The following is an 18,249-nucleotide window of genomic DNA, read 5'->3' on the forward strand; positions in this document are numbered from 1 at the left end:
ATCATTATAGATTTCGCCAATGGCGGGTTAATCGTATTTATCTGGTTAATATTTCATCAGAAAGCGCGTTGGTAAGGCAGTATGCCACTTTCCAGCATTTTCTGGCTACCCAGACTATGATTGTTGTTTAGGCCTCTAAGTTCCACATTGATTGACCATTTATTATCATATTCACTGCTAAACTTGTCTATTTGCCAGCCGACAATCTTACGTTCATAGCCGAGGTTAACCGCCCAACAACAAGTATTATATTGTAAACCAACCATTTGGCTGGCCGGTTGACGTTCTTTGGTATCGAAATAATAAGAGCCAACAAATCCCCATTGATCGCTTAATGGCCAACTTACCACCGCACCCACTTGAGATATGCCTTGCTGATATGCCGGTAACGCATAGGTTTGCTGGTTTTCATCACGGCGGAATGTCGCTTGGATATAATCACGATCAACAAAACGATAGTTTAACTGTAGCAAACGATCGGCATCGAAGCGATACTCAGTGACCGCATTCCCCATCGTAATATTTCCTAAACGACGATCATACTGAACGCCGCCACGCACACCCCATTCATCAGTAATCCGCCAATAAGTGTCACCCGCCCATATTAATGAACCAGTATTACTTTTGTCATCTACTCTAAAGGTTGAATCACCGGCGCGAGGGCGCTCAAAATAATAAATTTGGCCCACAGAGAAATTAAAACGCTCGATCAGATTATCATCATAAATACGGCTAGTAATACCAGTTGTTACTTGATTAGCAGAAGCAATACGGTCGAGCCCACTGTACAGGCGATCACGGAATAAGCCGTTATAATCTGACTGTAATAATGCGGAATCATAGTTATTGATATTATCCTGATTTTTATACGGGATATATAAATACTGAACACGTGGTTCTAATGTTTGAACATAATCACTGCCTTGATACAGATTACGTTCAAGAACTATTTTTGCATCTGTTTTATACATTGGCAGAACGCGAGAAACATTCTTTTCAAGCTTATCATCAGTATTGGTATTAGGAATATCTTGATCATAATGCGTCGCCATCAGCTTAATGCTGTTATTAATACTCGCCCAGCCATTTGATAATGGCATATTTAATTCAGGTTCAAAGTGCAAACGTGTCGCATCAGGCTGATTTTTACCGACGCTAGTGAAATGCGCGGCTTGAGCATAGGTATGAAAATCAAAAATACCTAAGTCGTTTTTATAGTAATTGAAATCCAGTTGTGGCGCGGCTTTATACGCTCGACGGTTAGGATTGTTGTCTTCAACAAATATTTGGAATTGCTTATGGCTTAACGTGGTATTCCAATTTTCAGCTGAATAACCGGCGCTGAATTTTTGAGTTGCGTATCCGTCAGTTGTATTTCCGTATTGCGAGTTAAAATCAGTGAAATATTGGCGATCACTGACTTTGGTATAATCGGCATTAAAATGCCAATTTTGCTCGAATACACCTGAATGACGCCAATAAAGTAACCAACGTTCATTACTATCGCGCGGATCACGTTTATTATTTTCTTTATCTTTGGCATAGGCTCTATCATGCGGTAACCAATCAAAAGCTACAGTGCCTGAGCCCGGGGTAATTAAATAACGAAACTCGTTATTAATTTTTACGCCTCGATGGGTCATAAATTGTGGGGTGATTGTCGCATCATAATTAGGCGCAATATTCCAATAATAAGGCAGAGCAAATTCCACGCCATTATTATTAGAATAGCTACCCGTCGGGATTAAGAACCCAGAGCGTCGCTTATTACCAATCGGTAATTGTAAATAAGGACTATAGAATACCGGCACGCCGCCAACTCGGAAACGTGCATTCCAAATTTCAGCGACTTCTTCTTCGCGGTCAATAATGACTTCAGAGCCGGCCACATTCCAACTGTTATTGCCTTGCAAACAGGTAGTAAATGATCCATTTTCTAAAATGGTATAACGATTTTCACCGCGCATTTTCATTTTTTGCGCGTCGCCACGGCCTTGACGACCGACCATTTGGTAGTCACCTTGGTCTACATCCGTATTTTTATTATTCAAATTAGACCAGGCTTTAGGTCCTCGAAGAATAATCTGTGGATCGTCATAGTTTACATTCCCAGTCGCCGTGACTATCCGAACAGGATTAGCGGCATCGCTTTGGGTCAATTTAACGTTATCTGCGGTTAGTGTTTGATTTCCTTGTTGGATATCAACATCACCCGTATATTCAATAAAATCGGGATATTCACCACGGACATCTTCAGCCGTAATGCGTATTGGCAGATCGTTTGAGTTACCCTCTACTAATGGTTTTGTGTAGACAGGGATGCCCAACATACATTGTGCTGCGAGGTCAGCATAAGCTTGCTGACTATAAATTGCTGCCCACACCATAGTGGCGAGCAGAGTTGGATAACTTTTTTTCATAATCCTATATGCGGTTCCGTCATTATTGGTATTGCCGGCAAACGCTCAGAGACTAACGCACTCGACAATAATGCGCCAGTGTAAAGTATAAGAAACTTTACGCTCATGCGGTTAGGCACAGAGCAGAATGAATAGTATGATAATGCAAAATTGCATTCAGAGCATTGAAGAATTGAGGGATATATGCACTATTGGGGGAAAATAATTGGCGTTATTCTCGGAATAGTCTCTGGTTTAGGGATCTGGGGCGCCTTTATTGGTTTTTTATTAGGCCATGGATTTGATAAAGCATCGGCAGTAAAAGCGGCGATGGGAGGAATGAATACCCAAAATCGTCAGGCGATATTCTTTGCTAGCACGTTTCAAATTTTGGGGCATCTGACCAAAGCGAAAGGGCGTGTTACAGAGACTGATATCCAGCTTGCAACTGATTTAATGGATAGAATGCAGCTACATGGTGATGCTCGCGTGGCTGCACAACAAGCTTTTAGAGAAGGCAAATTAGCTGATTTTCCGTTGCGGGATATTTTGCGTAAATTACGTCGCGCTTGTTATGGTCGATTCGATTTGATTCAGATGTTTCTGGAAATTCAGTTACAGGCGGCTTTTGCTGATGGCGTGTTACATCCTAACGAGCGCAAAGTGCTGTTTATTATTGCCGAAGAGTTGGGGATTTCTAAAGTCCAATTTGAGCAATTCTTGGAGATGATCCAAGGCGGCAGAAGCTTTGGCGGTGGATACTCCCAGCAATCGGGAGGGAATTATCAACAGCCTCAAGGACCTACGCTCGATGATGCATGTAAGGTGCTGGGGGTATCAGCGACTGATGAGCCAACTAAAATTAAGCGCGCTTATCGTAAGTTAATGAGCGAGCACCATCCGGATAAACTTATCGCTAAAGGTTTACCGCCTGAAATGATGGAAATCGCTAAACAAAAAACCCAATCTATCCAAGCTGCCTACGATTTGATTAAAAAAGAGCGCGGTTTTAAATAATAAAAGAGCGAGTTATTTTATTTATTTGATAGATAATTAAATGGTGCGTTGAAATATCAATATTTTTTCGGTATTTCAGCGTATTTTTTATGCCGCTCAATCCAGAAAAATAGGACAGTTTATCCCCGTTTAATTGAATTATCGTTACCATCTTGAGTTTATTTTTTGTTCCGGTAACATATAAGTTAAGTTTAATTATTTCACTTAAATTTATTTTAACTTAACTTTTATTTAATTGATTGAGGGATCAAAAAAATGGCTAATATCCGTGTTCTGTTCGGGAGTTTGGGATTGGCGCTGTGCCTTATTCTTGCTTCTTTGAATTCGGTAACAGTCCTGTTTGGCTAAGGTTATATTAGTATCTTATTTAAATAGATAAATATTTATTCTACTTAGTTAAAGGTGCTCGAGGATGGCATTTATGCCATCCCGATGTGTTATTTACTATTATTTTACTATCATTCTACTATCATTCTACTATCATTCTACTATCTTAATATTTCTACTAAATTCAGCTTTCCACTCAATCTAGGCTAAAAATCTGCTTTGCAACTGAAATGCATCGGTGTGCCATAGGCTGGATGAGTGATATAAAGCTGCTCAGCATGTAATTGTAAGCGCGGCGCCAATGCTTTAGCGTCGGGATGCGCATAAAATCTGTCACCCAAAATAGGATGTCCTAGCGCTAACATATGTACGCGTAACTGGTGTGAGCGGCCAGTAATCGGCGATAATTTAACTCGCGTCGCATGTTCTTCATAAGCCAATACTTCATATTCAGTTTGTGCCGACTTACCCGTTTCATAGCACACTTTTTGTTTCGGTCGATTCGGCCAATCACAAATCAAGGGTAAATCAATTAATCCTTGTTGTTTTTCAAGGTGCCCCCAAACGCGTGCAATATAGGTTTTTTTCGGTTCTCTTTCCCTAAATTGGCGTTTAAGTTCACGCTCGGCGGCTTTATTTAGCGCGACGACCATCACTCCGCTGGTTGCCATATCTAGACGATGAACCGATTCTGCCTCGGGAAATTGTTGCTGGACTCGAGTCATAATACTGTCTTTATGTTCTGGGGCTTTTCCCGGCACAGAAAGTAGCTCACTAGGTTTATTAACCACCATAATATGCTCATCCTGATACAAGACATATAACCAAGGGTCGGTTGGTGGATTATAAGGTGGCATCATGAGAGGAAAAACTCCAGAAAGTTAGCGTAAAGTTATGATAAATATCAGTTGGTTAGATTAATACTGCGGTGCCAGTAGCGGACTAAAAACGCTGGAATAGTGTTCTAACCCAGAGATAAAAACACCTTCCCGGTAAAGGGAAGGTGGCAATATTACGTGTTTTTAGGCGCAATGAGAACTAAAGTTAGCGCTTATTGATGGGTTACGACAATCAGTCGAATAGCATCCAGACGCCAATTTGCTTGTTCAATGTTAAGCAGCAATTGTTGACGCTCTTGCTCTACCGTGTCTAATTCATCATCACGAATATTCGGATTGACTGCTTTTAGAGCTTCAAGGCGAGATAATTCTAAAGTTAATGATTTGTCTGCGGCTTCTTTGGCACTGGCAATCAGTTTTTCTGCTTGCTCTGCTACCAGAGCTTCAGATTGGCGCAGTACCGCATGCACTTCACTTTGTACTGCATTGACCAGTTTGCTCGACGTATGGCGATTAACCGCATTTAATTGACGGTTAAAGCTTTCGAAATCAACCTGAGGTGCTAGATCATTACCTTTTAAATCAATCAGTAAACGTACTGGCGTTGGCGGTAAAAAGCGAGTGATTTGTAGGTTTTTCGGCGCTTGCGCTTCAACCACGTAAATCAGCTCTGTCAGCAAAGTACCTACTGGTAACGCTTTGTTTTTCAATAAAGACATGGCGCAGCTGCCGGTATCGCCAGACAACACTAAATCGAGTCCATTACGGATAATCGGATGTTCCCAACTGATAAATTGGGTGTCTTCTCTGGAAAGTGCTTGTTCGCGAGAGAATGTGATAGTACAACCATCTTCTGGTAATCCAGGAAAATCAGGCACTAACATATGATCTGATGGCGTGAGCACAATCAAGCTATCGCTGCGGTCTTCTTGGCTAATGCCGACGATATCAAATAGATTTAGTGCGAAATTAACCAGTTCTGTATCATCATCTTGTTCGGCAATGGTCTGTGCTAGCTCTACACCGGCTTCTCCGCCATTTGAATGCATTTCAAGCAGGCGGTCACGGCCTTGCTCTAATTCAGTTTTCAGACGGTCGTGTTCAGCTCGGCAAGTTTTAATAAACTCTTCGAAGCCTTCAGTATTGGTTGGATTAGCCATAAAACCAAGCAGTTGCTGGTAATATTTATCATAAATAGCACGGCCAGTTGGGCAAGTATGTTCGAAGGCATCCAAACCTTCATGGTACCAACGCAGCAAAATAGCTTGCGCAGTTTGCTCAAGGTAAGGAATGCTAATGACGATATCGCGATTCTGACCGATACGGTCTAAACGGCCAATACGTTGCTCTAATAAATCTGGATTGAAAGGCAGATCAAACATCACTAATTGGTTAGCAAACTGGAAATTACGGCCTTCTGAACCAATTTCAGAGCACAGTAAAACCTGCGCGCCTTCTTCTTTAGAGGCAAAATAAGCTGCTGCACGATCGCGTTCAATCAGCGATAACCCTTCATGGAATACTGCTGCTTTAATCGCTTCGCGTTCACGCAACAGTTGCTCTAATTGCAATGCCGTCGCAGCTTTGGCACAAATCACCAAAACTTTTTCATCTCGGTGAGCCATTAAATAGCCCAGCAACCACTCTACACGCGGGTCAAAGTTCCACCAAGTAGCATTTTCACCTTCAAACTCTTGATAAATTTGCTCTGGATACAGCATCTCTTTCGCACGTGTTTCGATACTTTTTTTAGCGCCCATAATATCTGCGACCTTAATCGCGGTTTGATATTGTGTTGGCAGCGGCATTTTGATCGAATGTAATTCACGGCGTGGGAAACCTTTAACCCCATTACGGGTATTTCTGAACAACAGGCGGCTAGTTCCGTGACGATCCATTAGCATAGTGATTAACTCTTTACGTGCTTTCTCACTCTCGTCACCGTGGGTATTAGCGGCTTTTAATAAAGGTTCAATATCTTGTTCTTTAATTAATTCATTCAAGATATTTTGCTGATCATTATTCAGTTTTTCACCCGTTAACAGCAGGGTAACGGCATCGGCAACCGGCTGATAATTTTGCTGTTCATCAATGAACGCTTGATAATCATGGAAACGGCTAGGATCCAGCAAACGTAAACGAGCAAAATGACTTTCTTGGCCTAATTGCTCTGGCGTTGCGGTTAATAGCAGTACCGAAGGAACTTGCTCAGCTAAGGTTTCAATGACTTGATATTCACGGCTGGGTGCGTCTTCGCTCCATTCCAGATGATGGGCTTCATCGACCACCATCATATCCCAGCCGGCTTCAACGATATGATCAAAGCGTTGTCTATTGCGACGTACAAAATCCAATGAACACAAGACTAATTGCTCGGTTTCCAGTGGATTATCGCTATCATGCAGCGCCTCTGCATAACGGCTATCATCGAATAATGCAAAGCGCAGGTTAAAACGGCGCAGCATTTCCACCAGCCATTGGTGCTGTAAACTTTCAGGCACAATAATTAATACCCGCTCGGCACGGCCAGACATCAATTGCTGATGAATTATCATCCCCGCTTCGATAGTTTTACCTAAACCGACTTCATCGGCTAAAAGTACCCGGGGATGATGGCGTTTACCGACTTCATTGGCGATAAATAGCTGATGAGGGATTAAGCTAGCTCGAATTCCGCGTAGCCCGGTAGATTGATGGCGAAATTGCTCACTCAGAAAGCGCCGCGCACGATAGCGCAATGCGAAGCGATCCATGCGGTCAATCTGACCTGCAAACAGGCGATCTTGCGGTTTATTAAAAGTAAGTTTGCTATCGAGAAATACTTCTCGCAGCGTAACATTAGGTTCTTCTGTATCTAGTCGAATACCGTTATAAATGAGCAGACCTTCTTCTTGCTCTACATTTTCAATTTTTAACTGCCAGCCTTCGTGACTGGTCACGGTATCACCTTCATTAAACATAACCCGGGTGATAGGGGCATCATTGCGTGAGTAGAGGCGATTTTCTCCGCTAGCGGGGAAAAGTATTGTCACCATGCGAGCATCAATAGCCACGACGGTGCCTAATCCAAGTTCGCTTTCTGTATCGCTTATCCAGCGTTGACCAAGAGTAAATGGCATAGGTTAACTCAGTTCCGTATTTCGATTGTTTATTATGAGATAAATTATATGAGACGGTTTTTAGACCTGTCATACGTCAAATTACAGCTGTGCTGGTGGCTTTCTTAGATTTATCATTTCGATATCTTTACTTGCTGCCTCAGCGACAATTTGAACTGTTTGGATATCAGAATACATATCCGTCATCTTTTAAGTTGATTAGCATGTCGGCTGCTGTTCGCCATCAGAAACCATTATCCGAGTAAGCTTATAGCCAAGTTTGTCTGGCTAAGCTTAATACAAGTGACTAGGCTCATCGAGACACCTTGATATAACTTGAATGATTTTGGGTAGAAATTAATTAAATTATTATAACCGATACTATCAGTACGTTGCGAAGATGATGGGGTATCCATTACTCCAGAGGGGTGTTATTACCCAGCATAATCTCAGTGATATCACCTAGTAGCATGGTGTATCGATAGTAATGACTTACCTCAATAAGCGTATTTTAATGTCATCATTTTCGACTTAACTCTCACTCAGATTATGCTGCTATATTAATTGATGCACGGCTCATCGTCACCTGTTAAAAAAAGATTAATTGATTAAAAAGGCATTGACATTTGCCCCGTCAGAAGAGTAGTAAAATCATCTTGCAAAAAAGGCAGTATAGCATCGGCAATCGGCATAATTTGTTTATTGATGTAATGCTCATAATCTGGCGCTGCGGTAGTAACCTCAAGTGGCTCAGGGCCTGCCTGTGTCATTATGTAGCTTATCCAGCCGCCATTTTGGTATTGTTGCGGGCGTTGATGGCGAAGATTAAAGTCATCGGCTAAGCGAGCCGCCCGGACATGTGGTGGAACATTACGCTGATAATCTGATAATTTTCGGCGCAGACGTTTCCGGTAAATTAAGTGCTCATCAAGCTCTCCCCGGCGAATTTTATGGACATATTCAAGGATAAACTCGCGGTAGGGCTGTTGATGAAAAATCCGCGTGTAGAGCTCAGTTTGGAATGTTTTAGCCAGCGGAGTCCAATCTGATCGAATGGTTTCTAGTCCTTTAAAAATCATTTTATCCCCGCTTAATCCGGCATAGCGTTTTTTACTGCCTTGTTCTGTGCCACGAATAGTTGGCATCAGAAAGCGCCGATAGTGAGTTTCAAATTCCAATTCAAGCACGCTGTCTATATTCAGTGTCGATTGCAAATGCTGCTGCCACCATTGATTAATAAAATCCCGTAATTGATAACCGATCTGTTTAGCCTGTTGCTCGCTATGGGGTTGTTTAAGCCAGATAAATGTTGAATCGGTATCGCCGTAAATTACTTGATAACCTTGTGATTCAATCAGTTCACGAGTTTTACGCATGATCTCGTGGCCTCTTAGGGTAATGGATGAGGCTAATCGAGGATCAAAAAAACGGCAGCCTGCGGAGCCTAATACACCATAAAATGCGTTCATAATAATTTTTAGCGCTTGAGATAGCGGCGCGTTAGCTGTGACTTTAGCGCGGTCTCTGGCTTGCCATATTTGAGATACAATCGCGGGTAAACAGTGGGTTTGGCGTGAAAACCAAGCATGGCGAAAGCCGGGGATAGAATGGGATAATTCTGGCTGGGCTAATCCTTCAATCATGCCAACGGGATCTATCATAAACGTGCGGATAATCGACGGATAAAGGCTTTTATAATCCAGCACAATCACCGAATCATATAAACCAGGTTGTGAATCCATCACAAATCCCCCGGGGCTGGCTTCTTCAATTTTTTCACCTTGATTCGGTGCAACATAGCCGACGCGATGTAATCGAGGGATATACAAATGTGAAAATGCAGCGACTGAACCTCCGCTGCGGTCGGCATTTAGGCCAGTCACTGAGGCTCGTTCTAATAAGAATTCGATTAAATGAGTGGCGGCAAAGATGCGCGTAACTAAAATACAATCCTGAATATTGTAGTGGGCTAAAGCGGGTTTGTCGTGCTGAAAGCGCCGGTTGATTTCGTCCATTCTATCGTACGGTGTATCAATCGATTTTCCTTCGCCGAGTAAAGACTGAGCCACAAATTCAAGGCTAAACGAGCTGAAACTCCAAGTGGCTGTTTTTAGTGCTTCGATACCATCAATAATTAAGCGGCCCTCGGCGGCGGCAAAAAATACCCCTGGCTTAAAGCCGTGCTCACGCCATTCTAACGCCTTATTATTACGGCCTAATTTTAAAATTAGCCCATAGCGCTCGGCATGTTGTTGTAAAATTCGTAAATCGAATTGGATCAAATTCCAGCCAATAATTGCATCGGGATCATTTTTCTGAAACCATAAATTTAGTTGTTCAATCAATGCCGGGCGACTACTAAGGTATTCTAAACGGTATTCAGAGGAGTGGGCAGGGCCTTGGTCTGGACCCAACATAAATACCACATCATCATCGCACCCCGATAATCCAATGGAATATAACTCACCGTGCTGGCTAGTTTCGATATCTAATGATACGCAACGAATGTTAGGTCGATAATGTTCGCACGGTTTAAGCTGATATCGCTGTTTACCTAAAGGACTAAACCATACCGGGGCAGTGATAAATCGCTCCATTAAATAGCGATCTGCCGGGCGAATATCGGTTTCATAGACTTTGTATCCCAAAGTGACGAGCTGTTTTTCAATCTGCAATAATTGGCGATATTGACGGCAATAAATACCGTCAACCGGGTGCTGATTAAAATCTTTTAGCGCTAAGGAGCGTAGCTCAACACCTTGATATTGTGCAAGTACAGGCGCAACGTATTGGCGCGAATGGGTTGCAATAAAGCCTATCGCCTGCTGAGTAGGCACCGTCACATAGCGTGGGCCATTTTCAGTCAATAGCCAGTAGCTGACTTGGACGCCTTCGGGGGTATCTTTCCAGTGGCGGCTGATCACAAAGCCTTTTTCTGGGGGCGAAGAAGAGAGCGTCATGGCACGACCTTGAGTGACGGTAAGGAAGTTAATAATAGCATTTTATCTGTATTTTTATACAGTATTATTTAAGCGATATATTTTTATTCTGGCTGATTTACCGCGTGTTATTCTGTATTAGGAAGCACGCCTAATAGTGCGGATTGCGCGACTTCCCCACGGATCAATGCCTGCGTGCTACCGTCGTAAGCAAGGGTTCCCTCGGCAATAACTAGTGAACGAGGTGCAATTTGCGCGGCATCTTCTAAGCTATGAGAAACCATTAGCAAAGTCAGTTGGCGTGAGTGACAAATTTCCTCCAGTAGCCCCAACATTTCATTTCTTAATGCCGGATCTAAGGAGGAAAATGGCTCATCTAACAATAAAATAGGCTGCTGGCGGATCAAACACCGTGCGACGGCCGCTCTTTGCCGTTGTCCGCCAGAAAGCTGTGATGGTAGCCTATCCAGATAATCGATTAATCCCACTTGCTGGGAAATTTTTATTACCTCGGCCTGCTGTTGCTGGCTTAAGCGTAAGCTTGGATTAGCCCCGAGAGAAATGTTTTGGCGTACCGTTAAGTGGCTGAAAAGATTATTTTCTTGGAATAACATCGAAACCGGGCGCTGTGCAGGAGCCGTTGAGGTGTGATCGACCCCATTTAACCAAATTGATCCTTGAGCCGCGTATTGAAAGCCACTGATTAAACTCAGTAAGGTACTTTTCCCTGCTCCACTAGGGCCCAAGATAGCGATGCGTTCACCGGCTTTGGCAGTAAAGTTAAAATACATGGCTAAGTTTTGGTAAAAATAATTGAGGTTTTCCAATTTAATCATGGGGTTTTCCCGGAAGTCGTTCGAGAATACTGAATAGTGAAAAGCAAAGTAACAGCAGCAGCATAGCGGTAACCGCACCGTCATTGGTTCGATACGCTCCTATTTGCTGATACAGATAATAAGGCAGAGTGCGGAAATCTTCGTTGCCAAACAGTGCAACAACCCCAAAATCACCGATAGAAATCACACAGGCAAATGCTAAGGCTTGCCCTATCGGGCGCTTCAAGGCTTTTATTTCGATTAATCGTAAGCGATTGATCCCTTGTATGCCTAAAGATTGGCACAAAGGGTTATAGCGGGCAGCTAGATCACGCATTGGATCCTCTAATACTTTAAGCGCATAAGGGATAGCGATTAACGCGTTGGTTAAAATAACAATGCCATAAGGAGATTCCGGTAAGCCAATAGTTTGATTGAATAAAATAAAAAATCCTGTCGCGAGAACAATTCCTGGCATCGCCAATATTAACAATCCACTGAGTTCGATAGTTCGTGCCAATCGTAGCGCATGATTAATGCGTAACTGACGGCTGCTCCACAGTAACATCAGCGTTAATATTACACATAAAATACCGGCGCTAACGGCAATAATTACCGACGTAGTTAGCGCTTGCCATAAGGCGGGTTGGCGTAAAACATCCATCAATCCGCGGTTTAGGCCTGCCATAATTACCGCCAGTAGCGGGGGGATAAGTAGCAGAATTGCGGCGATGATCACGCTGATATCACGAATTTTACGCCAAAGTGTATCTTGAGGATTATTCCATTTTTGTTGTTGGCTAAATCCAACTGAAAATGCAGCATTCATTTTTTGACTCAGCAACATTAATCCTAAGCAAAAAATAATCTGGATCAGTGCTAATAATGCGGCTTGACCAAGGTCAAAGTCATAGCTAAGGGCTTGATAAATAGCTAATTCAATGGTGGTTGCAGCTGGGCCTCCGCCTAATGCTAGTACCGTAGCAAAGCTGGCAAAACAGAGCATAAATATTAAAGCTGCGGTGGGTAACATCTGGCGCCGCAAATACGGCCATTCCACAAGACGAAATTGCTGCCATTCACTCATGCCTAACTGTGCAGCGATTTGCCGTTGTTCAGTAGAAATGCTTTCTAGTGCAAGTAATAACATACGGGCAGCGAGTGGCAGATTAAAAAAGATATGTGCCAGTAAAATACCGCTCAATCCATAAGGTGAGAATTGATAATCAATACCTAAATATGCCGAGAGCTGTGCTAGCCAGCCGGTGGAGCCATACACGGAGAGAATACCGAAAATTGCCACTAACACTGGTAGTACTAAAGTCATCGCGCATAAACGCAATAACAATGTTCGTCCCCAAAATCGTCGCCGATAGAGCGCTCTCGCTAATAAAATTGCTGGCAATACCGAAAAAATAGCCGACAAAAAAGCCTGCCAAAAAGTAAATCGAATTACATGCCATAAATAGCTGTCATCGATAATCGCTTTAAAATTCAGCTCCGGTGAAAATAATAGCAGCGCGCCACAGGCCGATACCGCGATAAGGATCAGCAATCCACTGGCAATAGCCCCAGGGATAAGCGAGCGATTAATTATTGACTGACTGCAGTTTGCCATAAACGAGTCCATGCATTACGTTCTTTAGCAACTTCTGCTGCGCTGAACTGGAGAGATTTTTTGGGTAATGGTAATTGCTCGTATACCGCTGGTAACGGGATATCAATCACCGGATACATCCAGTTAGTGGTAGGTAATTCCTTTTGGAATTGAGGGGTTAGCATAAATTGCATAAATTGCTGCGCTAGCTCAGGTTGTGGGCTATTTTTTAATTGTGCGGCAACTTCAACTTGCATGTAATGGCCCTCATCAAATAGCGCAGCGGCGTAATTATCTTTGTTATCCGCCAAAATATGATAGCCCGGAGAGGAAGTATAACTGAGCACAAAATCGCCTTCACCTTTGAGGAATAGCCCATAGGCCTCACTCCAGCCTTTAGTCACCGTCAGGGTTTTTGCGGCTATTTTTTGCCATTCAGCGGCGCTTTTATCGGCGTATATTTTTTCCATCCACAGCAATAATCCTAAACCTGGCGTGCTAGTACGAGGATCTTGATAAATTATTTTCCACTTTTCAGGGCTATTTATCAGTTGGTCCATACTGGTGGGCGGATTTTTGATTTTATTGGTGTCGTAGATAAAGGCGAAATATCCATAGTCGAAAGGGATAAATGTTGAGTTTTTCCAGACAACCGGTAATTTTAGTGCCGTTTGATCAATCTTACTTTCGCTAAATAAACCGGTTTTTTGTGCAGTATCAATCAAGTTATTATCCAGCCCTAACACAATGTCAGCCTTGGATTTTTTACCTTCCATACGCAAGCGATTTAATAATGAAACGCCATCCCCTAACGCCACTAATTTTAATTCGCAGCCACATTGTTGTTCAAAACTGCGTTTAATTGCAGGGCCGGGTCCCCATTCTGCGGCAAAGGAATCATAGGTATACACGGTAAGCGTTGGTTTATCGGCTAAGGCGGCATGGCTAAAAACCAGTGCTAACATGGCGCTGGTGGCGAGTTTAAAATAGTTGCATTGAGACACGCTTCACTCCTGAATTAAAAAAACATTACACAGGATTTGAGATGGCGCTAAGAGAAAGTTTCATTAGGCAGGTACATCGCTCAAATCCCTACACCGATATTAGTCGGATCAGGTTCGACGGGTTTTTTCTCAGCCTGACTATTTGCGTCATAGCACCCCGTTGAGTCAGTGGCTATTGTAGTGACTTCGCGCATATCTGCAAACTCTATTGATAGTAGTTTACCGACTGGGGTATGTATGAAACAATTAGCTATCTTTCAAATTTGGTTATTGAGGTAGTCTGGTGATCGATGATGATGGCTACCGCCCGAATGTAGGAATTGTAATTTGTAATCGGCAAGGGCAAGTTTTGTGGGCTCGTCGCTATGGCCAACATTCATGGCAGTTTCCTCAAGGGGGGATTAATCCCGGGGAATCACCAGAACAGGCTATGTATCGGGAACTCTATGAAGAAGTCGGTTTACATCGCAAAGATGTTAAACTGCTTGCGTCTACCCGAAATTGGTTACGTTACAAATTACCCAAGCGTTTGGTGCGTTGGGATACAAAACCCGTGTGTATCGGTCAGAAGCAGCGTTGGTTTTTATTGCAATTACAAAGCAACGAGAATGAAATTAACGTGCAACGCAGTAAATCGCCGGAATTTGATGGCTGGCGATGGGTTAGTTATTGGTATCCTGTCAGACAAGTGGTTTCTTTTAAACGCGAAGTGTATCGCCGCGTAATGAAAGAATTTGCGCCTGTAGTGATGCCAATGCAGGAGCCACAACCTATGCAACGTACTGTTTATTCTCATCGCCGTAGGCGGTTTTAGGCGGATTTATGCTGGCGCGTTTGCGGGAGATTGTTGAAAAAGTTGCGATGGCAACAACTTTGGCAGAGGCGTTGGAACTGCTAGTGACTGAAACCTGTCATGCGATGCAGACAGATGTATGTTCTATTTATCTAGCAGATAGCCAACGCCAATGCTATTACTTAATGGCTACCCAAGGCCTGAAAAAGCCCAAAGGGATTGCGGTTCGCTTAGGTTTTGATGAAGGTGTGGTCGGTGCTGTTGGCCGCCAATCTGAAATGCTCAATCTTGCCGATATCCGTGAACACCCTCAATTCAAATTATTACCTCAACTTCGAGAAGGGCAGATGCGTGCTTTTCTCGGTGTTCCTATCGTTTATCGCCGTCAACTGCTTGGTGTCTTAGTGGTTCAGCAGCGCGAGCGTCGTTTATTTAATGAAACCGAAGAGTCATTTCTGGTGACTTTATCAATGCAGCTGGCTGCCATATTAGCCCAGGCTCAAGCCAAAGGGATTTTTGGTCAATATCGACAAAATCGAATTAAGGCCTTACCTATCGCTAATGGGATAGCCATGGCTTATGGTTGGCGCGATATGTCACAGCCACTTTTAGAACATGTGTGTCAGGCATGCGCTCTTGATATTGATGCCGAACGTCATCGGTTGGCTGAAGCGCTGGAAGATGCAAGCGCTGAATGTCGGCGAATTAGTAAACGATTTTTAGCCAGCGCGCAAAAAGAAAGTGCGGCGATTTTCGATCTTTATAATCACTTGATTAATGACTCCCAGCTGCGAAAACGCTTATTTGCTACTATCGAACAAGGTTTAATCGCTGAATGGGCGGTGAAATCAGTCATTGAAGACTATGTTAACCAGTTTTCGCAGCTAAATGATCTCTATTTACGCGAACGCGGTTCCGATTTACGCGCTCTAGGGCAGCGTTTATTATTCCATCTGGATGATAGTTTAACGGCCACTGAACAGTGGCCTGAACGATTTATTTTAGTCGCCGATGAGCTCAGCGCTAACTTACTGGCAGAGATCCCGATTGAACAATTAGCCGGTGTGATTGTGCGCGATGGGGCAACCCATTCACACTCGGCGATTTTAATTCGCGCCATGGGGATCCCGGCGATTATGGGGGCAGATATTGAGCCGTCATTATTGCATAACCGTTTATTAATTCTTGATGGCTATCGCGGTGAAATCTTTATTGAGCCAGAAAATATCATTGCTCAAGAATACCGTCAGATAATTGAAGAAGAAAAAGTTCTTAGCCGGTTAGCCGAAGGGACATTACAGCAGCAAGCCGAGTTACTTGATGGAGAAACGGTCTCTATCCAGTTAAATGCGGGTCTTAGTTTGAAATACGAGCAAAAAATCAACCAAAGTGTTGATGGTATCGGTCTGTATCGTACAGAGCTACCGTTTATGCTGCAAAATGCCTTTCCCTCCGAAGATGAACAAAAGCTGCTTTATCAAGAGATGCTTCAGTTATTCCCAGACAAGCCGGTAGTGCTAAGAACTCTCGATATCGGGGCAGATAAACAGCTGCCTTATATGCCGATTAATGAGGAAAATCCATGTTTAGGTTGGCGGGGTATGCGAATTATGCTCGATCAACCGGAGATATTCCTGATCCAATTACGCGCCATGTTGCGAGCCAACGCGCAAAGCAATAATTTAAAAATCTTGTTGCCGATGGTCACCAGTATCGATGAAGTTGATGAAGCATTAAAACTGATCCAACGGGCGAAGCAAGAAGTTGAGCTATTTTTAGAACAATCAATTTCATTACCGCCCATCGGCGTTATGCTGGAAGTGCCCTCATTGGTTTTCTTGATCCCTCAATTACGCCAGCGGATAGATTTTATTTCTATCGGAACCAATGATTTAACTCAGTATCTTTTGGCTGTTGATCGCAATAATACTCATGTAGCTGCTATTTATGATCATTTGCATCCTGCGGTTATTCGTTTTTTGAAACTGGCGATTGATGAGTGTCAAAAAATGCAACTCCCGGTTAGTATCTGTGGCGAAATGGCCGGACAGCCTTTGGGGGCGATGGTATTACTGGCATTAGGTTACCGTAATTTAAGTATGAGCGGTCGCAGCGTACCGCGGATTAAATATCTTATCCGTCATTTATCGGCTGAAGTAATGGCACCGTTACTTTCATCGATTTTAGTTGCAGAAACTAGCCATCAAGTGAAGCAATTGACTACAGATTATATGGAGCTTAGGGGAATTGGCGGTTTAGTTCGTGGCGGTATTTAGTTATTTTATACTTTTTTTGTGAGTAAAGATGGCAATATAAATCGGAAACCTCAAATAATTTGGTTTGCGGATTTTTAACGTATCAGTATTATTTACCGCACAAAAAATATTGTACGGTTTGTAATTCCAATAAATTCCATCGATATCCAAGCGAATTTACCCGCAGGATGGTGTAAATATAGATTATTTAGTATTAATTGCAGCTTGGGTAGCGACAATCATGGGTATAAAGACAATAGTGGGGAAAGATGAATAATAGCTATCTGGTGCTTCCAGAGATTGATCCGGTGATGTTTTCGATCGGACCTGTCGCGCTTCACTGGTATGGTTTTATGTACCTAGTGGGATTTGTATTTGCCCTCTGGTTGGCGAATCGCCGGGCGGCAAAACCCAACAGTGGCTGGAGCAAAAATGAAGTTGAAAATTTACTTTATATCGGGTTTGTTGGGGTATTTGTTGGTGGCCGTTTAGGTTACGTTTTGTTTTATAACTTGCCGGTATTTCTTGATGATCCACTATATTTATTTAAAGTCTGGGATGGTGGAATGTCATTCCATGGCGGCTTAATTGGGGTTATTTTGGCGATGATGTGGTTTGCACATCGTACGCGCCGTCGTTTTTTACAAGTGGCTGATTTTATTGCTCCATTAGTACCTTTTGGTTTAGGTATGGGACGTATTGGTAACTTTATTAATGGCGAGTTATGGGGACGCGTTACTTTTGATACGCCATGGGCGATGTTATTCCCAACTTCACGTAGCGCAGATTTACAACTAGCGGCTCAAGATCCTTCGCTATTTGAGGTTATCAATCAATACGGTGTATTGCCTCGTCATCCTTCTCAATTATATGAAATGGTGCTGGAAGGGATTGTTCTGTTCATTATTTTGAATGTATTTGTACGTAAATCCCGGCCGATGGGCAGTGTCTCAGGGCTATTTTTAATTGGTTATGGCACATTCCGTATTATTGTCGAATTTTTCCGTCAGCCAGATGCTCAGTTAGGCTTGTTTAGTGGGATAAGTATGGGGCAGATATTATCTATCCCGATGATTATCGCCGGTATTTTAATGATGATATGGGCCTACAAATACGGTAAAAATATACCAGCTACACAAGCTGATAGCCGTGAAAAATCCTAACGA

11 protein-coding genes and 1 riboswitch are annotated in these 18,249 nt (G+C 43.0%); of the genes, 4 read left to right on the top strand and 7 right to left on the bottom strand.

What is annotated here, in order from left to right; genetic code table 11:
- Positions 1-56: 56 nt before the first annotated feature.
- Positions 57-2,420: an LPS assembly protein LptD gene (gene lptD / locus MNY66_RS02515; protein WP_241501361.1), complete on the bottom strand. Its 2,364-nt coding sequence runs from the start codon at positions 2,418-2,420 to the stop codon at positions 57-59.
- 183 nt (positions 2,421-2,603) lie between these two features.
- Between lptD and djlA the strand changes: the two genes are divergently transcribed.
- Positions 2,604-3,416, top strand: coding sequence for a co-chaperone DjlA (djlA, locus tag MNY66_RS02520; protein WP_047255156.1), 813 nt, complete (start codon positions 2,604-2,606; stop codon positions 3,414-3,416).
- Positions 3,417-3,949: 533 nt separating this feature from the next.
- Here the strand turns inward: djlA and rluA are convergent.
- From rluA to thiB, 6 genes are all read right to left on the bottom strand, one after another.
- The gene (gene rluA, locus MNY66_RS02525; protein WP_241501363.1) at positions 3,950-4,603 is read right to left on the bottom strand and encodes a bifunctional tRNA pseudouridine(32) synthase/23S rRNA pseudouridine(746) synthase RluA; all 654 of its coding nucleotides are present in this window, start codon (positions 4,601-4,603) and stop codon (positions 3,950-3,952) included.
- Between the two features lie 191 nt (positions 4,604-4,794).
- Positions 4,795-7,701 (bottom strand): RNA polymerase-associated protein RapA, encoded by a 2,907-nt coding sequence (gene rapA / locus MNY66_RS02530; RefSeq protein ID WP_047255154.1) that lies wholly within the window; start codon positions 7,699-7,701, stop codon positions 4,795-4,797.
- Positions 7,702-8,288: 587 nt separating this feature from the next.
- Positions 8,289-10,640, bottom strand: coding sequence for a DNA polymerase II (locus MNY66_RS02535; protein WP_047255153.1), 2,352 nt, complete (start codon positions 10,638-10,640; stop codon positions 8,289-8,291).
- 107 nt (positions 10,641-10,747) lie between these two features.
- Positions 10,748-11,455, bottom strand: a complete 708-nt coding sequence (gene thiQ / locus MNY66_RS02540; RefSeq protein WP_241501364.1) for a thiamine ABC transporter ATP-binding protein ThiQ — start codon at positions 11,453-11,455, stop codon at positions 10,748-10,750.
- The gene (gene thiP, locus MNY66_RS02545) at positions 11,448-13,052 is read right to left on the bottom strand and encodes a thiamine/thiamine pyrophosphate ABC transporter permease ThiP (protein WP_241501365.1); all 1,605 of its coding nucleotides are present in this window, start codon (positions 13,050-13,052) and stop codon (positions 11,448-11,450) included. The genes thiQ and thiP overlap by 8 nt, the downstream gene beginning before the upstream one ends.
- Positions 13,028-13,996 carry a thiamine ABC transporter substrate binding subunit gene (thiB, locus tag MNY66_RS02550; protein ID WP_053906991.1) on the bottom strand — a complete coding sequence of 323 codons (969 nt, stop codon included), beginning with the start codon at positions 13,994-13,996 and terminating at the stop codon, positions 13,028-13,030. The genes thiP and thiB overlap by 25 nt, the downstream gene beginning before the upstream one ends.
- A gap of 106 nt (positions 13,997-14,102) precedes the next feature.
- Positions 14,103-14,205: riboswitch (TPP riboswitch) on the bottom strand.
- 113 nt (positions 14,206-14,318) lie between these two features.
- Between thiB and rppH the strand changes: the two genes are divergently transcribed.
- The 3 genes from rppH (at position 14,319) to lgt (ending at position 18,246) form a co-directional block, all read left to right on the top strand.
- On the top strand, positions 14,319-14,849 hold the full coding sequence (rppH, locus tag MNY66_RS02555) for an RNA pyrophosphohydrolase (protein WP_047255150.1): 531 nt from the start codon (positions 14,319-14,321) through the stop codon (positions 14,847-14,849).
- Positions 14,850-14,857: 8 nt separating this feature from the next.
- Positions 14,858-17,104, top strand: a complete 2,247-nt coding sequence (ptsP, locus tag MNY66_RS02560) for a phosphoenolpyruvate--protein phosphotransferase (protein WP_047255149.1) — start codon at positions 14,858-14,860, stop codon at positions 17,102-17,104.
- 248 nt (positions 17,105-17,352) lie between these two features.
- Positions 17,353-18,246: a prolipoprotein diacylglyceryl transferase gene (gene lgt, locus MNY66_RS02565; protein WP_241501366.1), complete on the top strand. Its 894-nt coding sequence runs from the start codon at positions 17,353-17,355 to the stop codon at positions 18,244-18,246.
- Positions 18,247-18,249: the final 3 nt, after the last annotated feature.

The organism is Moellerella wisconsensis (assembly GCF_022592395.1).
In the GTDB taxonomy this organism is placed as follows: Bacteria; Pseudomonadota; Gammaproteobacteria; order Enterobacterales; family Enterobacteriaceae; genus Moellerella; species Moellerella wisconsensis.

Excerpts from the sequence above, each read along its gene's own strand:
- lptD (WP_241501361.1), bottom strand. The coding sequence starts at position 2,420 with ATGAAAAAAAGTTATCCAACTCTGCTCGCCACTATGGTGTGGGCAGCA.
- djlA (WP_047255156.1), top strand. The coding sequence starts at position 2,604 with ATGCACTATTGGGGGAAAATAATTGGCGTTATTCTCGGAATAGTCTCT.
- rluA (WP_241501363.1), bottom strand. The coding sequence starts at position 4,603 with ATGATGCCACCTTATAATCCACCAACCGACCCTTGGTTATATGTCTTG.
- rapA (WP_047255154.1), bottom strand. The coding sequence starts at position 7,701 with ATGCCATTTACTCTTGGTCAACGCTGGATAAGCGATACAGAAAGCGAA.
- MNY66_RS02535 (WP_047255153.1), bottom strand. The coding sequence starts at position 10,640 with ATGACGCTCTCTTCTTCGCCCCCAGAAAAAGGCTTTGTGATCAGCCGC.
- thiQ (WP_241501364.1), bottom strand. The coding sequence starts at position 11,455 with ATGATTAAATTGGAAAACCTCAATTATTTTTACCAAAACTTAGCCATG.
- thiP (WP_241501365.1), bottom strand. The coding sequence starts at position 13,052 with ATGGCAAACTGCAGTCAGTCAATAATTAATCGCTCGCTTATCCCTGGG.
- thiB (WP_053906991.1), bottom strand. The coding sequence starts at position 13,996 with ATGTTAGCACTGGTTTTTAGCCATGCCGCCTTAGCCGATAAACCAACG.
- ptsP (WP_047255149.1), top strand. The coding sequence starts at position 14,858 with ATGCTGGCGCGTTTGCGGGAGATTGTTGAAAAAGTTGCGATGGCAACA.
- lgt (WP_241501366.1), top strand. The coding sequence starts at position 17,353 with ATGAATAATAGCTATCTGGTGCTTCCAGAGATTGATCCGGTGATGTTT.